Annotated in this window: 17 protein-coding genes and 1 pseudogene; 7 read left to right on the top strand and 11 right to left on the bottom strand. The window is 68.2% G+C overall.

Features of this window, described 5'->3' with window-relative positions:
* The 3 genes and pseudogenes from ACAG25_RS14895 to ACAG25_RS14885 all read right to left on the bottom strand — a co-directional run.
* Positions 1–342: pseudogene (locus tag ACAG25_RS14895) on the bottom strand (hypothetical protein); the annotation flags it as partial.
* A gap of 19 nt (positions 343–361) precedes the next feature.
* Entirely contained in the window at positions 362–1,159 is a 798-nt protein-coding gene (locus ACAG25_RS14890) for an SDR family NAD(P)-dependent oxidoreductase (protein ID WP_370489231.1), read from the bottom strand.
* A 10-nt stretch (positions 1,160–1,169) separates the two neighbouring features.
* Positions 1,170–1,931, bottom strand: a complete 762-nt coding sequence (locus tag ACAG25_RS14885; RefSeq protein ID WP_370489230.1) for a crotonase/enoyl-CoA hydratase family protein — start codon at positions 1,929–1,931, stop codon at positions 1,170–1,172.
* A gap of 255 nt (positions 1,932–2,186) precedes the next feature.
* On the opposite strand from ACAG25_RS14885, the gene ACAG25_RS14880 reads away from it, so the two are divergent.
* The gene (locus ACAG25_RS14880; protein WP_370489229.1) at positions 2,187–2,930 is read left to right on the top strand and encodes a TetR/AcrR family transcriptional regulator; all 744 of its coding nucleotides are present in this window, start codon (positions 2,187–2,189) and stop codon (positions 2,928–2,930) included.
* An 85-nt stretch (positions 2,931–3,015) separates the two neighbouring features.
* Here ACAG25_RS14880 and ACAG25_RS14875 read toward each other — a convergent pair whose 3' ends face one another.
* From ACAG25_RS14875 to ACAG25_RS14865, 3 genes are all read right to left on the bottom strand, one after another.
* Positions 3,016–4,191 carry a thiolase family protein gene (locus ACAG25_RS14875; RefSeq protein WP_370489228.1) on the bottom strand — a complete coding sequence of 392 codons (1,176 nt, stop codon included), beginning with the start codon at positions 4,189–4,191 and terminating at the stop codon, positions 3,016–3,018.
* 77 nt (positions 4,192–4,268) lie between these two features.
* Positions 4,269–5,141 carry an enoyl-CoA hydratase/isomerase family protein gene (locus ACAG25_RS14870; protein WP_370489227.1) on the bottom strand — a complete coding sequence of 291 codons (873 nt, stop codon included), beginning with the start codon at positions 5,139–5,141 and terminating at the stop codon, positions 4,269–4,271.
* On the bottom strand, positions 5,138–5,920 hold the full coding sequence (locus ACAG25_RS14865) for a FadR/GntR family transcriptional regulator (RefSeq protein WP_370489226.1): 783 nt from the start codon (positions 5,918–5,920) through the stop codon (positions 5,138–5,140). Before ACAG25_RS14865 ends, ACAG25_RS14870 begins: the two co-directional genes overlap by 4 nt.
* Positions 5,921–6,016: 96 nt before the next feature.
* On the opposite strand from ACAG25_RS14865, the gene ACAG25_RS14860 reads away from it, so the two are divergent.
* The 6 genes from ACAG25_RS14860 to ACAG25_RS14835 are packed head-to-tail and all read left to right on the top strand — an operon-like array spanning position 6,017 to position 12,925.
* The gene (locus tag ACAG25_RS14860; RefSeq protein WP_370489225.1) at positions 6,017–6,814 is read left to right on the top strand and encodes an enoyl-CoA hydratase/isomerase family protein; all 798 of its coding nucleotides are present in this window, start codon (positions 6,017–6,019) and stop codon (positions 6,812–6,814) included.
* A 17-nt stretch (positions 6,815–6,831) separates the two neighbouring features.
* Positions 6,832–7,638 carry an enoyl-CoA hydratase/isomerase family protein gene (locus ACAG25_RS14855; RefSeq protein WP_370489224.1) on the top strand — a complete coding sequence of 269 codons (807 nt, stop codon included), beginning with the start codon at positions 6,832–6,834 and terminating at the stop codon, positions 7,636–7,638.
* Positions 7,635–8,420 (top strand): enoyl-CoA hydratase/isomerase family protein, encoded by a 786-nt coding sequence (locus ACAG25_RS14850; protein ID WP_370489223.1) that lies wholly within the window; start codon positions 7,635–7,637, stop codon positions 8,418–8,420. Before ACAG25_RS14855 ends, ACAG25_RS14850 begins: the two co-directional genes overlap by 4 nt.
* On the top strand, positions 8,420–9,865 hold the full coding sequence (locus tag ACAG25_RS14845) for a class I adenylate-forming enzyme family protein (protein ID WP_370489222.1): 1,446 nt from the start codon (positions 8,420–8,422) through the stop codon (positions 9,863–9,865). The genes ACAG25_RS14850 and ACAG25_RS14845 overlap by 1 nt, the downstream gene beginning before the upstream one ends.
* Positions 9,862–11,415 (top strand): class I adenylate-forming enzyme family protein, encoded by a 1,554-nt coding sequence (locus ACAG25_RS14840; protein ID WP_370489221.1) that lies wholly within the window; start codon positions 9,862–9,864, stop codon positions 11,413–11,415. Before ACAG25_RS14845 ends, ACAG25_RS14840 begins: the two co-directional genes overlap by 4 nt.
* Positions 11,408–12,925 (top strand): class I adenylate-forming enzyme family protein, encoded by a 1,518-nt coding sequence (locus ACAG25_RS14835; RefSeq protein WP_370489220.1) that lies wholly within the window; start codon positions 11,408–11,410, stop codon positions 12,923–12,925. Before ACAG25_RS14840 ends, ACAG25_RS14835 begins: the two co-directional genes overlap by 8 nt.
* On the opposite strand, the gene ACAG25_RS14830 is transcribed toward ACAG25_RS14835, so the two are convergent.
* From ACAG25_RS14830 to fabG, 5 genes are read right to left on the bottom strand one after another with little or no spacing between them, the layout of a single operon-like run.
* The gene (locus ACAG25_RS14830) at positions 12,922–14,106 is read right to left on the bottom strand and encodes a CaiB/BaiF CoA transferase family protein (RefSeq protein WP_370489219.1); all 1,185 of its coding nucleotides are present in this window, start codon (positions 14,104–14,106) and stop codon (positions 12,922–12,924) included. The two genes, ACAG25_RS14835 and ACAG25_RS14830, sit on opposite strands and share 4 nt — an antisense overlap.
* A 26-nt stretch (positions 14,107–14,132) precedes the next feature.
* Positions 14,133–14,801 carry a GntR family transcriptional regulator gene (locus tag ACAG25_RS14825; RefSeq protein ID WP_370489218.1) on the bottom strand — a complete coding sequence of 223 codons (669 nt, stop codon included), beginning with the start codon at positions 14,799–14,801 and terminating at the stop codon, positions 14,133–14,135.
* 4 nt (positions 14,802–14,805) lie between these two features.
* Positions 14,806–15,999 (bottom strand): acyl-CoA dehydrogenase family protein, encoded by a 1,194-nt coding sequence (locus ACAG25_RS14820; RefSeq protein ID WP_370489217.1) that lies wholly within the window; start codon positions 15,997–15,999, stop codon positions 14,806–14,808.
* Positions 15,996–17,210, bottom strand: coding sequence for an acetyl-CoA C-acetyltransferase (locus ACAG25_RS14815; RefSeq protein WP_370489216.1), 1,215 nt, complete (start codon positions 17,208–17,210; stop codon positions 15,996–15,998). The genes ACAG25_RS14820 and ACAG25_RS14815 overlap by 4 nt, the downstream gene beginning before the upstream one ends.
* Positions 17,210–17,947, bottom strand: coding sequence for a 3-oxoacyl-ACP reductase FabG (gene fabG, locus ACAG25_RS14810; protein ID WP_370489215.1), 738 nt, complete (start codon positions 17,945–17,947; stop codon positions 17,210–17,212). The genes ACAG25_RS14815 and fabG overlap by 1 nt, the downstream gene beginning before the upstream one ends.
* Between the last annotated feature and the right edge of the window lie 41 nt (positions 17,948–17,988).

Below are 17,988 nucleotides of genomic sequence, written 5' to 3'. Positions count from 1 at the left end.
TGCCAGCTGACTGTTCCTTCGGCATACCTGCATCCTCGTTTCCAAGGTCAGGAGCCTCCAACTTTTCCAGGGCGGTTCAGGGTTGATCGCCCGGCCCTCTTCGATCGCGACCTCCAGCAGCCGCTTGCGTTCGTCGAGGGTGAGCGCCCAGAATTCGGCGATCCCGCTGGTGCACCACAGCATCGGGTGACCGAGGTCGCCGACGCAGTAGCGCACGAGCGCCCGGTAGGCGGCCCAGTCGATGTCGTCGCCGTCGGGTCCGCAAAACGGTGTGTAGAGCGAGTTGCCGATCCCGCGCAGCGATTCGCGCGCCCATGTCCGAGCCTCGGCTGCCGTTGCCATGACACCACTCCCCTCAGTCCTAGGTGAAATCGCTCCCACCGTCGACGTTGACGTTCGCGCCGGTCATGTAGGAGTTGCGTCGTGAGGCCAGAAACGCCACGACCGGCCCGATCTCGCTGGGCAGCCCGGCGCGCGGCAGGTGCGCCGGATGACCGAAGTGTTCGTCGATGGCTTTCATCAGCGCATACGGGTCGGTGCCGTCGACACCGACCGACTCCGCCCACCCCACCAGCGCTTCAGAGGCCACGCTGCCCGGTGAGATGACGTTGACCAGGATCTCGTCGGGTGCGAGCAGCAGCGAGAGATTCTTCGAGATGCTGGTCACCATCGCCTTGGCCGCGGTGTAGGCCGGCAGGATCGTGCTCTGCCGCTGGGTGGATTGCGCGGAGAAGTTGACGATGCGGGCCCACTCGGCGGCCCGCAACAGCGGCAGCGCGGTGCGCACGCAGTGCACCAGACCCATCGCGCCCTCGTCGACGGCCTGGCGCCAGTCCGCGTCGGTCAGTTGCTCGAAGGTGCCCCGCACACTCGGGCCGACCGCGTTGACGAGGATGTTGAGTTCACCACCCCAACGCTGACCGATGTCGGCGAACACCTGGTCGACCTGCGCCGTATCGAGCGCGTCGGCGACCAGCCCGAGCGCATCGGGACTACCGAGCTCACGCAACTCGGCGGCGGCGCGCTCCAGCTTCGCGGCGGTACGACCGATCAGGGCGACGCGGGCGCCGTCCTCGGCCAGGCAGCGTGCGGAGGCCAGACCCATGCCGCCGCCACCGCCGACGACGACGGCGGTGGCGTCGCGCAACCCGAGGTCCACGGGATGTCCGTCAGGTACCGGTCCAGTTCGGCGCCCGCTTCTCGGCGAACGCGGTGGCGCCTTCCATCGCGTCCTTGGACGAGAAGATCGGGAAGACGATCTCGCCCTGCTTCTTCCACATCTCGTCCTGGCTCCAGTCGGCCGACTTCATGATCACTTCCTTGGTGGCCGCGATCGCCAGCGGTCCGTTGGCGGTGATCCGCTCGGCCAGCTTCAACGCTCCGTCGAGGGCTTCGCCGGGTTCGGTGAGCACGTTGACGAAGCCCCAGGCCGACGCTTCCTCGGCGGTGAAGCTGTCGCCGGTGAGGGCGAGCTCGAGCGCCTTCTGGTACGGGATGCGCTTCTGCAGTCGCAGCAGTCCACCGCCGGCGGCGACCAGGCCGCGCTTGACCTCCGGGATGCCGAACTTCGCGTTCTTGGCCGCCACGATCAGGTCGGTGGCCAGCACGATCTCGGTGCCGCCGGCCAGCGCATAGCCTTCGACCGCGGCGATGACCGGCTTGCGTGGCGGTCGTTCGGTGAAGCCGATACCGCGGCCCTCGATCGCGGGGACCTCACCGGCCATGAACGCCTTGAGGTCCATGCCCGCACAGAAGTTGCCGCCCGCGCCGGTGATGATCGCCACCGACAGGTCGGCGGAGTCGTCGAGTTCATCCATGGCGTCGGCCAGTCCCTGCGCCACCGCGAGATTGAACGCGTTGCGCGCCTCGGGTCGGTTGATCGTGATGATCAGGGTCCGACCCTGCCGTTCCCGGAGAACCTCGTCTGCCACTCGCCTCGCCTTTCGTCGCCTGTCGCAGGATGCCGATGGAAAAGCTTACTATAGGACTTACAGTATTCAGGGGGAATGGCACCGGACCTGCCGAGCCGGCGCATCACGGTATGGTCGGGCCTTCGGCATCCCGGCAACACGAACGCAAAGACGCAGTTCAGGCTACCGCCGCCGGGGGTCCGCGGCCACACCCACCACGGCCGTCACACACCGGACCACTGCCCGCGCGACGTCAAGACGATGGAGGTTCCTTCGGTGGCAAAACAGGCGACTGCGGAGAAGCGCCAACGGCGCGAACGCGGCTCCATCAATCCCGACGACATCATCAAAGGTGCTTTCGAACTCGCCGAGGACATCGGGATCGACAACCTGAGCATGCCGCTGCTCGGCAAGCACCTCGGCGTCGGAGTGACCAGCATCTACTGGTACTTCCGCAAGAAGGACGACCTGCTCAACGCGATGACCGACCGCGCACTGCGTGAGTATGCCTTCGCCACGCCCTATGTCGAGGCCAAGGACTGGCGCGAGACGCTGGCCAACCATGCGCGCACCATGCGGCAGACCTTCATGAGCAGCCCGATCCTGTGCGATTTGATCCTGATCCGCTCGGCGCTGAGTCCGCGGGCCGCCAAGCTTGGCGTCCAGGAGGTCGAAAGCGCGGTGCGCAGCCTGGTCGAAGCCGGCCTGACACCCGAGCAGGCGTTCGACACCTACTCGGCAATGTCGCTGCACGTGCGCGGTTCGGTGGTGCTGCGGCGACTTCGGGAGAAGAACCTCGCCGCCAACGAGGGGCCCGGCGACATCGACGACTCGCTGACGTTCGATCCGGAAAGTGCGCCGCTTCTGGCCGCGATCACCCAGCAGGGGCATCACCTCAGCGGATCCGACGACCGCAACTTCGAGTACGGGTTGGAATGCATCCTCGAGCACGCGTCCCGACTGCTCGAGCAGAACAAGAAGTCGCCGCGCAAGGCTGCGAAGACCGCCCGAACGAGTTAGATTCCTGCGCCGAAATTGCATTCCACGCGGCGATTTCGCGACCTGACGCGCGTGGAATGCAATTTCGGCGGGGTGAGGGTGAGGTCTAGACCTCGACGATGACGGCGCCGCCCTGGCCGCCGCCGGCGCACATCGCGGCGACACCGATGCCGCCGCCGCGGCGCTGCAGTTCGTAGACCAGCGTGGTGACCATGCGCGCACCGGAGGCAGCGATCGGGTGACCGAGGCTGCAGCCGCTGCCGGAGAAGTTCACCAGCTCCTCGTCGATCCCGTATTCCTTGCACGCCGCGATCGGCACCGACGCGAACGCCTCGTTGATCTCCCACAGCGTGATGTCAGACGGCTTCAGGCCCGCCTTGTCCAGCACCCTGCCGATGACCTTCACGCCGCCGAGGCCGGTGTCGCGCGGCGCCACGCCGATCGCGCCCCACGCCCTGACCTTGGCCATCACGTTCAGCCCGTTGGCCGCCGCATAGTCGGCCTCGACCAGCGCGACGCCCGCGGCGGCGTCGTTGGTGCCGCTGCTGTTGCCGGCGGTGATGGAGAAGCCCTCGATCTCGGGGTGCAGCACCTTCAGGCCGGCCAGCTTCTCGACCGTGGTGTCGCGGCGCGGATGCTCGTCGACACTGAAGTCGGTGACCGATCCGTCGAACTGCGTCACCTTGAGCGGGACGATCTCATCGAGGAACTTGCCGGCGTCCTGGGCGGCCACTGCACGCTGGTGCGACCGCGCGGCCCACGCGTCCATCTCCTCACGGGAGATGCCGGCGGCCTGGGCGGTGTTCCAGCCGACGGTGATCGACATGTCCTTGGTGGGTGCGTCCGGGGTCTCGACGTGCGTGGGCGGCATCCACCGCTCCTCGAACTTCAACTCCGGACCCGGGATGCGCCAGTTGGTCAGCGGCGTCATCGACAGCGACTGCACACCGCCGGCGATGAGCACCCGCTCCATACCGGAGCCGATCTGCGCGGCGGCGTTGCCGATCGCGGTCAGGCTGCCGGCGCAGTGCCGGTTGACCGACTGGCCGGGCACGTGCTGCAGACCCGTGGCGTCGGCCGCGTAGCGCGCGAGATCACCGCCGCCGTAATGCGATTCGGCGAAGATGATGTCGTCGATGTCGGCCGGATCGACGCCGGAGCGGCGGACGACCTCGGGCAGCACCGTGGTGATCAGGGTCTCGGGGGGCGTATTGACCAGGGTGCCCTTGAAGGAGCGGCCGATAGCCGTCCGGGCGGCACCGACGATGACGGGTGTTGGCATGGTATCGACCTCGGTTTCGAAGACAGAACGTTACAAAACTAACAGAAGGTGTAGCGCTGACAGTAGGGTGAGCCGGATCACTCGGGTTCGGGCACGTGGAAGTGTTCGTCACGCAGGCGGAACGCCTCCTTGGTGCCGACCTGCGCGCGGGTCTTGACGAAGTTGAACTCACCCGGCGCGAACTGCAGGTTCGTGCCGTAGGCGTGGAACAGATAGCTGGCCACCTCCTCGCCCTGGTAGGCCTGGCTCTGCTCGACCAACCGGAACGCCTCCTTGGCGATGACGACGCCGTCGGCCGGCATCTTGGCGGCCTTCTCGGCCCAGTAGCGGGCGCGGGCCGTCACCTTGTCCGCGTCGCACGTCTCGGTGAAGACGCCGAGATGCTCGACCTCGCCCGCGCTGACGATGTCACCGGTGAGCAGCAGCCGCCTGGCCAGCACCGGGCCGAGCCGGTGGAAGAACATGTGCAGGCTGCCCAGCGCCGGGCCGAGAAAACGGGTGGCGGGCATGCCGATCTTGGTGTCGCGGGCGATCACCGAGATGTCGGTCATCAGCGCCATCTCGAACCCACCGCCGAGCGCGTAACCACTGATCTCGCCGACGGTGATCTTCGGGAAGCCCATGAGGTTGTGGTAGAAGCCGAAGGTCTTGCGGTCCACGATGAGTCGGCGACGCTGGCTGGGTCGGCGCTTGGCCTGCGGGGCCTCCTTGTCGCCATACCAACCGTAGGCGTTGTTCATGTCCGCCCCCGTGCTGAACACGCCCTCGGCGCCACGCAGCAGCACCACGGTCAGGTCGTCGTCCTCGGCGACCGTGTCGAGGTGGCGTCCGAGCTGATCGCGCATCGCAGCGTCGTAGGAGTTGCGCTGCTTCGGATTGTTCAGCGTGATGGTCGCGATCCGCCTGTCGTGGTCGACATCGAAGAGCACGCGGTCGTCGGTGGTGGTCATGTCCAGTCCTGTCCGTTGGAAATCAATTTGGCCTCAATGGTTCTGCTCGATGCCGCAGCAAGGGTGTTGTGTCGTGCCGCAGCCAGGTGACGCTGCGCCACCCGGACCGCCCGTGCCGAGTCGCCGTCGGCGATGGCGTCGAGCAACTTGTTGTGGTCGCGCAAGGCCGCGCGCATCGTCGGAGGGTGCATCGGATCACCGGGGGCACATTCGTCACTCCAGACCGACGATTCGTGGGCCGACCAGATCACCTCGAGCGCACCGATCACCAGGATCATCGGTTCGTTGCCACACCGCTGCACGATTTCTTCGTGGAACCTGCGGGCGTTGGGCACATACCGCGCGGGGGTGTCGAACTCGGCGACCTGCCGGTCGATCGCGGCTCGCAGGTGCGGCACCACCTCGGTCATGCGGTCTTCGCGCGAGGCGCACATGCCCGCACAGATCGGCTCCAGATGCAGGAGCGCCTCGCTGACGTCGGCCGGGGTGGCCGAGCGGGTCTGCAGCACCATGCCGATCATCTGCGCGGTGCGTTCGGCGGACGGCAGGTGCACCACCGCTCCCCCGACGTTGCCGCGGCGCACCGAGATCAGCCCATCGGACTCCAGGATGTGGATCGCCTCGCGCACCGCCGGCGGACTCACCCCGAACTCGGCGAACAGCGCCTCCTGCGACGGCAGCACGTCGCCCTCTTTCAGACGACCGGTCAGGATGTCGTCGCGCAGCCGGGATGCCACGAGTTCGGCGACCCGTGGCTGACGAATACGCTGCGCTGACACTGTTCCGCGGACAGCCTTTCCTTGCTAAGTTGTACAGGATAGTAATCGAAGCACCAACTGTATGGCTATCTGTATCTTCATCCGAAAGGCGGGCCGGTGACCGACGAAGGCGCGGTGCGGCACAGCCGTGAAGGATCGGTCCTGCGTATCACGCTGGAACGTCCCGCACGCCGGAACTCGTTGACGCACGCGATGATCGACGACCTGGTCGCCGTACTCGCCGCGGCCGCCACCGACGACACCCTCCGCGCGGTTCACCTCGCCGGCGCGGGCGGGAACTTCTGCGCCGGCGCCGACTGGGTGGCCACCAATCGCGGCGGACAGCGTCCGCGCCCCGGCGACCTGACGCGCCGGGTTCCCCTGACCCACAATCGGATCGTCGAACTGGTCGCCACCATCCAGCTGCCGGTGGTGTGCAGCGTGACCGGCTGGGCCGTCGGGCTCGGGTGCAACCTCGCGCTGGCCGCCGACTTCACCGTCGCCGACGCCGAGGCCACCTTCTGGGAACCCTTCGTCGACCGCGGCTTCACCCCCGACTCCGGCGCGACCTGGCTGCTGCCCCGGCTGGCCGGGCTGACCCGCGCCAAGCGCATGTTGCTGCTGGGTGAGAAGATCTCCGGCGCCCAGGCCGCCGAGTGGGGGTTGATCGACCAGGCCGTGGCCGGCGACGAGGTCGACACCGTCGCCGCAGCGCTGGCCGCCCGGCTGGCCGCCGGCCCCACGGTGGCCATCGGGCTGGCCAAACAGGCCATCAACTACGGGTTGCACGCCACGTTGGGGCAGTCGATGAGCCACGAGCTCGGCAGCCTCGAATTGTCCTGCCGAACAGCGGATTTCAAGGAAGGCCTGGCCGCTTTCCGGGAGCGCCGCGCTCCGGGCTTCACCGGGCGCTAGCCGATCGAAGGGATCGCATGACGAACTACGACACCATCAACTACGACGTCGACGGGCACACGGCCACCATCACGCTCAACCGTCCCGAGGCGCTCAACGCGTTGTCTCCGCACATGATCAGCGAATTGCGCGCTGCCTACGACGAAGCCGAGAACGACGACAACATCTGGTTGATGATCGTCACCGGCACCGGTCGGGCGTTCTGCACCGGCGCCGACGTCAAGGAGATCCCCGACGACGGCAAGGTCATCTACGAGCGGCCCTACCTGTCCACCTACGACCAGTGGGAGGCGCCGCAGGAGGGCACCCCGCCGTTCCGGCGCATGGCCAAACCCGTGCTGGCGGCGATCAACGGCATCTGCTGCGGCGCGGGCCTGGACTGGGTGACCACCGGCGACATCGTGATCGCGTCGGACAAGGCCACCTTCTTCGACCCGCACGTCAGCATCGGCCTGGTGGCCGCCCGTGAGATGGTGCGCCTGGCCCGCGCCCTGCCCCGCTCGGTGGCGTTGCGGATGGCGTTGACCGGCAAGCACGAACGCATGAGCGCAGAGCGCGCCTACGAACTCGGGATGATCACCGAGGTGGTGCCGCACGACAACCTGCTCGCACGCGCGCACGAGATCGCGACCATGGTCAACTCCAACGCCCCGCTGGCCGTGCGCGGCACCCGCCTGGCCATCCACAAGACACTGGATCTGCCGCTGCTCGAGGGTGAGATCCTCGCCGAGACGTTCCGCGAGCGCGTCGTGCGCACCGAGGACGCCCAGGAAGGGCCCCGCGCCTTCGTGGAGAAGCGCGCACCGAACTGGCAGTGCCGATGACCGGATTCGACACCATCCTGCTCGACCTCGACCACGACGTCCGGGTCGCGACGATCACCCTGAACCGGCCTGAGACGCTGAATTCGTTCAACCGCACCATGTGCGAGGAGATGCGTACCGTCTGGCAGACGATCAAGGCCGACGAGGACATCAACGCCGTGGTCTTGCGTGCCGCCGGCGACCGCGCGTTCAGCGCCGGACTGGACGTGAAATCGCGCTACGGCCAGCCGAACATCGTGTGGAACCACGAGGACCCGGGCGAACTGCTGAGCCCCAAGTGGCAGAAGATGTGGAAGCCGGTGGTCTGTGCTGTGCAGGGCATGTGCACGGCCGGGGCGTTGTACTTCGTCAACGAGGCCGACGTCGTCATCTGCTCGGAAGGGGCCACCTTCTTCGACTCCCACGTCAGTGCGGGGTTGGTCTCGGCGCTCGAACCGGTCGGCCTGATGCGTCGCGTGGGGCTGGGTGACACGCTGCGAATGGCGTTGATGGGCAACGACGAACGTGTCGGTGCGCAGACCGCGCTGCGTATCGGGTTGGTGACCGAGGTGGTCACCGAGGACGAACTGTGGTCGCGCGCGCACGAGATCGCGGTGACCATCGCCGCCAAACCGCCGACCGCGACCCAGGGCACCGTGAAGGCCATCTGGGAGTCGCTCGACAAGCCCTATCGCGCCGCCATGGACCAGGGCTTGATCTACACGCGGCTGGGCAATCCGCTGGCGACCGCCGAGCTGGGCGAACAGGGCCCGCGCGAGAAGAAACCGCCACGGATCCGGTGATGGAACATCCCCTCTCCCGACGCATCGCCGACGTCTTCGCCCTCGACCCCGGTGCGCGCGCCCTGCAGTTCGATGACGACTGGTTCACCTGGGGTCAGGTCGCGGGGTTGGCCCGTCGTATCGGTGACCTCGGCGGCACCCGCTGCGTCGGGATCATGCTGCGCAACGAACCGGCCCATGTCGCGGCACTGCTCGGCGTGCTCGCCGCCGGCGGCACGGTGGTGGTGATCAACCCGGCGCGCGGCGACGAGCGCACCCGCGCCGACGTCGCGGCGCTGCAGTTGCCGGTACTGGTCGGCCTGGCCTCGGACCTCGAGGCGCTCGCGCCGTCCACGGATGCCACCACGGTCGCGATCGCCGACCTCGACACCGCGCCCACCGTCACCGAGGGAACCGGCGGGTCCGTCGCCGAGCGTCCCGGGGTGGCCGTGTGGATGCTCACCAGCGGGACCACCGGAACACCCAAACGCGTCGACCTCACCTACGACATGCTCGCCCGCAGTGTCATCGGCACCGACCCGCACAACGCGCCGGCACCCACGGCACTGCGCGACGGTGTGGCGATCATGAACTCACCGCTGGTGCATGTGGGCGGAGTCTTCCGGGTGCTGCTGTGCATCGCCGAGGCGCGCCCCTTCGTGCTGCTGCGGCGATTCGACCTCGATCAGTGGGTGCGAGCGGTACGCGAACATCGGCCGCGCGCGGTCTCTCTGGTGCCGGCCGCTCTGCGCATGGTGCTGCATTCGGAGGTGACGCGAGAGGACCTGGCCGGGGTGCGGGCGGTGACCTGCGGAACGGCTCCCCTGTCGGCCGACGATGCCGATGCGTTCACCGAGAAGTTCGGCATCCCGGTGCTGACCTCCTATGCGGCAACCGAATTCGGGGGTGGCGTGGCGGGCTGGACGCTGGCCGACCACCGCGAGTTCTGGCACGCGAAGCGCGGCAGTGTCGGTCGCGCGAACCCGGGGGCGCAACTACGCGTCGTCGACGAATCCGGTCGGGCTCTGGGGCCCGACCAGCCCGGACTGCTCGAGGTGAAGCCGGCCCAACTCGGGCCGGGCGCCGACTGGATCCGCACCACCGACCTGGCCCGCCTCGACGCCGACGGCTTCCTGTGGATTCTGGGGCGCGCCGATCAGGCCATCATCCGCGGCGGTTTCAAGGTGTTGCCCGACGATGTCCGTGCAGCGCTGGAGAGCCACCCGGCGGTGGCCGGTGCCGCCGTGATCGGTACCCCGGATCCGCGTCTCGGGGAGACGCCGGTCGCGCTGGTGGAGTTGCGGGACGGTGCGACCGCCGATGCCGATACGCTGACCGCGTATCTCGGATCCCGGCTGGCGCGCTACGAGATCCCCACGCAGATCGTGGTCGTCGACACCATCCCGCGAACGCCGTCGGGTAAACCCGACCTGACCGCCGTACGGTCGTACTTCGCCTCGGTATGAGCCCGTCGACGGTCGCCGCCGTGCTGCGGACACAGCGCAGTCTCGGCGACAAACCACTGCTGGTGTGCGATGACGACCGGCTGAGCTACGCCACCGCCGACCTGCGCTCGGCGCAGCTCGCGCGGATACTGATCGGCCTCGGCGCGGGCAAGGGCACCCATGTCGGAGTACTTCACCACAACGGCAGCGAGTTCGTGGTGGCGATGCTCGCCGCAGCCCGGATCGGGGCGGTGGTCGTGCCGTTCTCGACGTTCCTCACCGCCGGCGAGCTGCGCCGGCAGCTGCAGGCATCCGACATCGCGATCATGTTGTCGGCGCGGCAGTTCCGCGGCCACGACTACGTCGACCGGATGGCCGCCGCGCTCGAACTGGACCCGACCGACCTCGAGCACGACACACCCCTGTTCGTCCCGACCGTCCCGGTGCTGCGGCGGGTGCTCTACGGTGCCGGACCGGGAACCAGCGACAGGGACGAGCAACTCGCCGAACTCGAGGACGACGTCACCGCCGCGGACCCTGTGGCGATCGTCTACACCTCCGGGTCCACCGGCGCGCCCAAGGGAGCGGTGCACACCCACGGCGGTCTGCTCGGCCATCAACGCAACCTCAACGAGATCCGGGGACTGGGCCCTACCGACGTGCTGTTCTGCAACTCACCGTTCTTCTGGATCGGCGGTTTCGCGTTCGGGCTGCTGGCCACGCTGGTCGCCGGTGCGACACTGGTGTGTTCGAACGCCGAAGATGCCGGTGCCACACTGGATCTGATCGAAGACGAACGCCCGACGATCACCAACGGCTTCGCCGCCGCGGTGACCCGTCTCGTCGAGCACCCGACCTATACCCGCCGCGTCTTCACCGCCACCCGCGGCAATCTCTACCCGATCATGGCGGCCCACCGCCGACCCGCCGACACCGGGTTGCGCCACGGGATGTTGGGCATGACCGAGGCGGGCAGCGTCGCCCTGCTCAGCGGTGACGAGACCGACCAGCCCGAACATCGGCGAGGGTCGTTCGGGAAGCCCGCCCCCGGCTTCCAGACGCGAATCGTGCACGCCGAGACCTCCGCCCCGGTCGATGCCGGTGAGATCGGCGAACTGTGGTTGCGGGGTCCGTACCTGATGGAGCACTACTACGGACACCGCCGCGAGGACTGCTTCGACGCCGACGGCTGGTGGCACACCGGAGATCTGGTCCGCAGCGACGACGACGGCTTCGTCTACTTCGTCGCGCGGGCGGGAGCGATGATCAAGACCGCGGGGGCCAACGTCACGCCGGGTGAGGTGGAGGCCGCGCTGGCACGGCTGCTGCCGGCCGCGAGTGTGCATGTCGTCGGTCTGCCCGACCCGGTGCGGGGCGAGATCGTCGCCGCGTTGGTCGCCCTCGATGACCCCGTCGACTTCGACGAGGCCGCCGTCCGTGCCGCGCTGCGGCAGGAGTTGTCGGCGTACAAGGTGCCCCGGCTGTTCAAGACCTGCCGGCGTTCGGAGCTTCCGCTGATGTCCAGCGGGAAGGTCGATCTTCCGGCGCTGAAGGCGATGTTCGATGACTGATCACACCATCGATGCCGTGCTGCGTCGTCAATCCCATTGCCGCCCGGAGGAATCCGCGGTCGTCGACCCCGACGGTCGGGTCAGTTTCGGTGAGCTCGACGATTCCACCGCCGGGCTGGCCGCGGGACTGGTGCAGGCCGGGGTGAATCGCGCGACGCGGGTGGGTCTGCTGATGCCCAACGGCGTCGACTGGATTCGGCTGGCGTTGGCGATCACCCGGATCGGCGCCGTTCTGGTGCCGTTGAGCACACTGCTGACGCCGCGCGAACTGCGCGCACAACTGCGGGCCGCGTCGGTGCAGTACGTGATCGCCGTCGAGGAGTTCCGCGGCCGCGGCCACCGGCAGACCGTCGACGCACTGCGCGCCGAGCTGCCGGCCCTTCGTGCGGTGTGGACCGCACCGGAAGTGCTCACGCTGCCGCGGTACGCGGTCCCCGACGACCTCGTCGCGCGTATGGCCGCCGGCGTGCAGCCCAGCAGCACGCTGGCGATCATGTTCACCTCCGGCAGCCGCGGCGCGCCCAAGGGGGTGGTGCACAGTCACGGCAACGCGTTGGGTGCGGTGCGCTCGGGGCTGGCGGCGCGCTGTGTCACCGAAGACTCGCGCCTCTACCTGCCCATGCCGTTGTTCTGGGTCGGCGGTTTCGGAGGCGGTGCGATCACCGCGCTGGTCAGCGGGGCCACCCTGGTCACCGAACCCATCCCGACGCCGGAGTCGACGTTGCGGCTGCTGGAGCGGGAGCGCGTCACGCTGTTCCGCGGTTGGCCCAGCCAGGCCGAGGCGCTGGCCCGCCACCTCGACACCGTCGGTGCCGACCTGTCGGCGCTGCAGCCCGGCAGTCTGGAGGCGCTTCTGCCCCAGCAGCTGCGCAGCCCGAAAGGCGCGCGGGCCAACCTGTTCGGCATGACGGAGTCGTTCGGGCCGTACTGCGGTTACCCCGCCGACACCGACATGCCGCGCTCGGCGTGGGGTAGCTGCGGCAAACCGTTCGCCGGCATGGAGGTGCGCATCGTCGACCCGGACACCGGGGCGGCCGTGTCTGCCGGACAGATCGGCGAGATCCAGTTGCGGGGTCCTCACATGATGCGCGGCATCGTCGGCCGGCAACGCCACGAGGTGTTCACCGCCGACGGCTACTACCCGACCGGCGACCTCGGGCACCTCGATGCCGACGGGTTTCTGTTCTCGCACGGTCGATCCGACGACATGTTCAAGGTCAGCGGCGCCACCGTTTACCCCGGTGAGGTGGAGGATGCGCTGCGCACCATCCCCGGTGTGCAGGCGGCCGCGGTCACCGACGTTCCCGGCCCCCACGGTCCGCGAGTAGGGGCGATGATTGTCACGGACCGCCCCACCGAGGACGTCCGCACGGCCGCGCGCGAACTGCTGAGCAGCTTCAAGGTCCCCACCGTGTGGGTACGGAGCGACGACGCCGCCGACATCCCGCGCGGTGCGACCGGAAAGGTCGACGTCGCCGCCCTGCGGGCCCGCCTGAGCGCGGCGACCTAGACGATCGCGCGCTCCCGGAACTCCTCGATGTCACCTGTCCCGTAACCGATCTCGGTGAGCACCTCGACGGTGTGCTCACCGAGCAACGGTGCCCGCCGCCGGATCTCCCCCGGCGTCTCGGACAACCGGAACGGGGTTTCGATGATCGGCACGCCCTGTTCGACGCCGGGGAACGGCACCCGCTTCAGGAAGCCCATGGCCTGGACGTGAGGATCTTCGAGGACGTCCTGCGTGGACAGCATCGGGGCGGCGGGCAGCTTCGCGGCCTGCAACTCGGCCATGACGTCGGCTTTGGTGCGCTGCGCGGTCCAGGCGGCCATGATTCCGTTGAGCTCCGCACTGTGCTGCCACCGAAGATCGTCGTCGGCGAATCGCGGGTCGTCGAACAGCTCCGGTTGCCCCACCAGCCGGCACCACCGTTTGAACATCGGCTGCCCGGCGATCTGCAGCAGCACCCATTCGTCGTCGGAGGTGCGGTACAGGTCGCACGGCGCCACCGATGCACCTTGATTTCCCATGCGCGGCTTGTCGATTCCGAGCAGGTCGCGTTCGATCAGGAACGCGTTGGACAGCATCATGGCCGTCGGCAGCAGTGCGCCCTCCACGTGCTGCCCGATACCGGTGCGGTCGCGGTGATACAACGCCATCATCACACCGATGGTCAGCGTCAGCGCGGTCCCGAAGTCCGCGTACGGCACCGCTGTCCGGATCGGCTGCTCCGGCAGTCCTTGGCGGGCAACGGCACCCGACATCATCTGGCCGGCGCCGTCGAACCCGATGCGGTCGCTGTAGGGCCCGCCCTCGCCGTAGGCGGTCGCGCTGGCCAGGATGATGTCGGGTTTGATCGCGCGCAGGGTGTCGTAGTCCAGTCCGCTGGCCCGCATCCCCGCCGCCGGCATGTTGGCCACCACGACGTCGGCACGTTCGACCAGCCGGCGGCTGATCTCCTTCCCTTCGTCGGTGGTGGTGTCCAGCGTCAGCGAGCGTTTGTTGCGGTTGCACTGCAGAAAGGTCCCGCCTTCGCCGCTGTCGGTGACCGACTGCACCCAGCGGTCTTCTCCGCCTTCGCGTTTTTCGACGCGCACGACGTCGGCGCCCATGTCGGCCAGCAGGGCCGTGCACCACGGCGCGGCGATGAACCTGCCGTAGTCGAGCACACGGATTCCGTCAAGTACACCCATGGGTCACCTTCCTTGCGGTGAGCAGATCAACAGATCACGCCTCGGCACGACAGGTGCTCGATCAACGGGTCGGCCCCGGCGCTGAGATGCTCGGACATCGCCGCCCGCGCCGCGTCGGGGTCCTGCCGCGCCAACGCATCGAGCACCCGCCGGTGGTGGGCGTTGGACTGCTCGGGCCAGCCCTTGACGGTGGGAAACACGGTCTCCGGCGCATAACGGGTGATCTGGGACATCAACTGGGCCAACTTCGGTGACTCCGCCGCCACGTTGATGCCCTTGTGGAACTCGTGGTTCAGCCGGACCGCACGCTCGCCGTCGTCGGCAGCGTAGGCGGCCTCGAGTTCGTTCTGGATCCCGGTGAGCTCGGCGACCTGCGCCTCGGTGATGTTGGCCGCGGCCCGTGCGGCGAGCAGACCACCGATGTAGGCCTGCACGTCGGAGACGTCGGTGATGTCGCGCACCGTCACCGGACGCACCACGAACCCGCGCCGCGGTTGCTGGTCGAGCAGCCCCTCGGCCTTGAGCTCGAACAGCGCCTCGCGTACCGGCGTGACGCTGATGCCGAGCTCGGCGGCCAGCTGGTCCAGCCGCACGTAAGCGCCGGCCGCATAGGTGCCGTCGAAGATGCGTCGCCGGACGTAGCCGGCGACGTCGTCGGCCAGTTGCGGCCGTACTGCGAACTCGGGGCTGCCCACCGCACTACACCCGGTAGTCCGCCAGCAGGCGCTTGCTGATGATGTTCTTCTGGATCTCGCTGGTCCCCTCACCGATGAGCAGGAACGGCGCATCACGCATCAGGCGCTCGATCTCGTATTCCTTGGAATAGCCGTAGCCGCCGTGGATCCGGAAGCTCTGCTGCGTCACCTCGGCGCAGACCTCGCTGGTGAAGTACTTGGCCATGCCCGCAGCGACATCGTTGCGGTCCCCGCTGTCCTTCAGCCGCGCGGCGTTGACCATCATCAGGTGGGCGGCTTCGACTTTCGTCGCCATCTCGGCCAACTGGAACGCGATCGCCTGGTGCTCGGCGATCGGCTTGCCGAACGTGCTGCGCTGCTGCGCGTAGCGCACCGCCAGCTCGAAGGCCCGGTTGGCCACGCCGCACGCGCGGGCCGAGACGTTGACGCGGCCGACCTCGACTCCGTCCATCATCTGGAAGAAGCCCTGCCCGGGCGCCTCGCCGAGAATGTCGGACGCCTTGGCGCGGTAACCGTCGAAGATCAGCTCGGTGGTGTCGATGCCCTTGTAACCGAGCTTGTCGAGCTTGCCCGGGATGGTCAGGCCGGGCACGACTTCACCGAAGCCCGTGGGCTTCTCGACGAGGAACGCCGTCAGGTTGCGGTGTGGCTTGTCGGCACCCTCGTCGGTGCGCACCAGCGCGGCGACCAGCGTCGAGCTCCCCCCGTTGGTCAGCCACATCTTCTGACCGTCGATGGTGTAGGTGCCGTCGCCGTTGTCACGGGCACGGGTGCGGATCGCGGCGACGTCGCTACCGAGTTCGGGCTCGGACATCGAGAACGCGCCGCGGGTCTCCCCCGTGGCCATCTTCGGCAGGTAGTAGCTCTTCTGCGCGTCCGTGCCGTGCTGCCGGATCATGTACGCGACGATGAAATGCGTGTTGATGACGCCGGACACGCTCATCCAGCCGCGCGCCAGCTCCTCCACACACAGCGCGTAGGTCAGCAGCGACTCCCCCAGCCCGCCGTACTCTTCGGGAATCATCAGCCCGAACAGCCCCATCTCCCGCATCGCGTCGACGATGGCCTGCGGATAGGTGTCGGAGTGCTCCAGCTCCTGCGCGGTGGGGATCACCTCCTTGTCGACGAATTGCCGCACGGTGGTGACGATCTCGGTCTGGAACTCGGTCAGCCCCAGCGTCTGGGCAAGCTTGGTCACGACGTCACCCTCTCGAACACCGCGGCCAGCCCCTGGCCGCCGCCGATGCACATGGTCTCCAGTCCGTAGCGGCCGTCGCGCTTGTTCAGCTCGCGCGCCAGGGTGGCCAGCATCCGGCCGCCGGTCGCACCGACCGGGTGGCCGAGCGAGATGCCCGAGCCGTGCACATTGGTCCGCTCGAGATCGGCAGGACCGAACTTCCACTCGCGCATACATGCCAGCGCCTGGGCGGCGAACGCCTCGTTGAGCTCGATGAGGTCCATGTCCGACAGCTCCAGCCCAGCCTTCTGCAGCGCCGCGGCGGTCGCCGGCACGGGACCGATGCCCATCACGTTCGGCGCCACCCCCGCCACCGCCCACGACACCAGTCGCACCAGCGGTGTCAGGCCGAGCTCGGCCGCCTTCTCCGGCGTGGTGACCAGACACATCGATGCGGCGTCGTTCTGCCCGCTCGAGTTGCCCGCGGTAACCGTCGCATCCGGATCATCCTTGCCCAGAACGGGTTTGAGCTTCGCCAGCGCCTCCACCGAGGTGTCGGCACGCGGGTGTTCGTCGGTGTCGATGACTTCTTCGCCGGTCTTGCTGCGCACCGTGACCGGGACGATGGTCTCGGCCAGTGCGCCGTCCTGCTGCGCCTTGACGGCTCGGCGGTGCGACGCCACAGCCAGCTCGTCCTGCTCTTCGCGCGAGATCGCGTACTGCCGACGCAGGTTCTCCGCGGTTTCGAGCATGCCGCCCGGCACCGGATAGTTCTTGCCGCCGGCGGTCGTGCGTCCGCGAGCCAGGGCGTCGTGGACCGCGACCCCGCCACGTGCGCCACCCCAACGCATGTCGGTGGAATGGAACACCACATTGCTCATCGACTCCGCTCCACCGGCGACGACGACGTCGTTGCCCCCGCCGGCCACCTGCAGGACCGCCTGGATGACCGACTGCAGGCCCGAGCCGCAGCGCCGGTCGATCTGCATCCCGCCGACGGTGATCGGCAGACCCGCGTCCAGGGCGATGACGCGGCCGATGGCGGGGGCCTCCATGCTCGGATAGCAATGCCCGACGATGACGTCCTCGATCGCCTCGGGTGCGACGCCGGTGCGGTCGAGCAGTCCTTTCAGCGCGGTGACGCCGAGTTCGACGGCCGTCAGGGACTTGAACATGCCGCCGTAGCGGCCGATCGGTGTGCGGACCGGCTCGCAGATCACCACGTCGCGCATCAGAGGTGCCGTCCGCCGGTGACCTCGAGCACCGTTCCGGTCATGTACGAGGACATGTCCGAGGCCAAGAACAGCGCCACCTTGGCGACCTCGTCGGGCTCACCCGCACGGCCCAGAGGCACCTCGGCGACCTTGGAGTCCCAGATGCGTTGCGGCATCGCCTCGGTCATCGCCGAGCGGATGAGGCCGGGCTGAATGGCGTTGACCCGCACCCCGAGATAGGCCAGCTCCTTGGACGCGGCCTTGGTCATGCCGACGATCCCGGCCTTGGCCGCCGAGTAGTTGGTCTGGCCGACCATGCCGACCTTCCCGGAGATCGAGGACATGTTGACGATCGCGCCGCGCTTCTGCTCGCGCATCACCGCCGCTGCGGCGCGCAACCCGTTCCAGGTGCCCTTCAGGTGCACGGAGATCACCTGGTCGAACTGCTCCTCGGTCATCTTGCGCATCGTCGCGTCCCGGGTGATGCCGGCGTTGTTGACCATCACGTCGAGTCCACCGAAGTCGAGCGCGGCCTGCACCAGGGCATCGACCTCCGCGGACTTCGTCACGTCGCAGCGCACCGCCCGCGCGACATCGGCCCCGCCGAGGGATTCCGCGGCGGCCTGCGTGGCTTCGAGGTTGACGTCGCCGAGTACCACGCGCGCACCTTCGGCGACGAACCGCTGCGCGATTGCCAGGCCGAGGCCTTGGGCTCCACCTGTGATCACTGCGGTCTGACCGGTCAGCAATGCCACTTGTCCACCATCCTTGCGTCTGTAGGGGTCACCTGCCCGTT

It is taken from the genome of Mycobacterium sp. pV006 (genome assembly GCF_041287115.1).
Taxonomy (GTDB): domain Bacteria; phylum Actinomycetota; class Actinomycetes; order Mycobacteriales; family Mycobacteriaceae; genus Mycobacterium.
The sequence above is the reverse complement of the archived record's forward strand: the minus strand, read 5'-3'. Positions and strand labels throughout refer to the sequence as shown.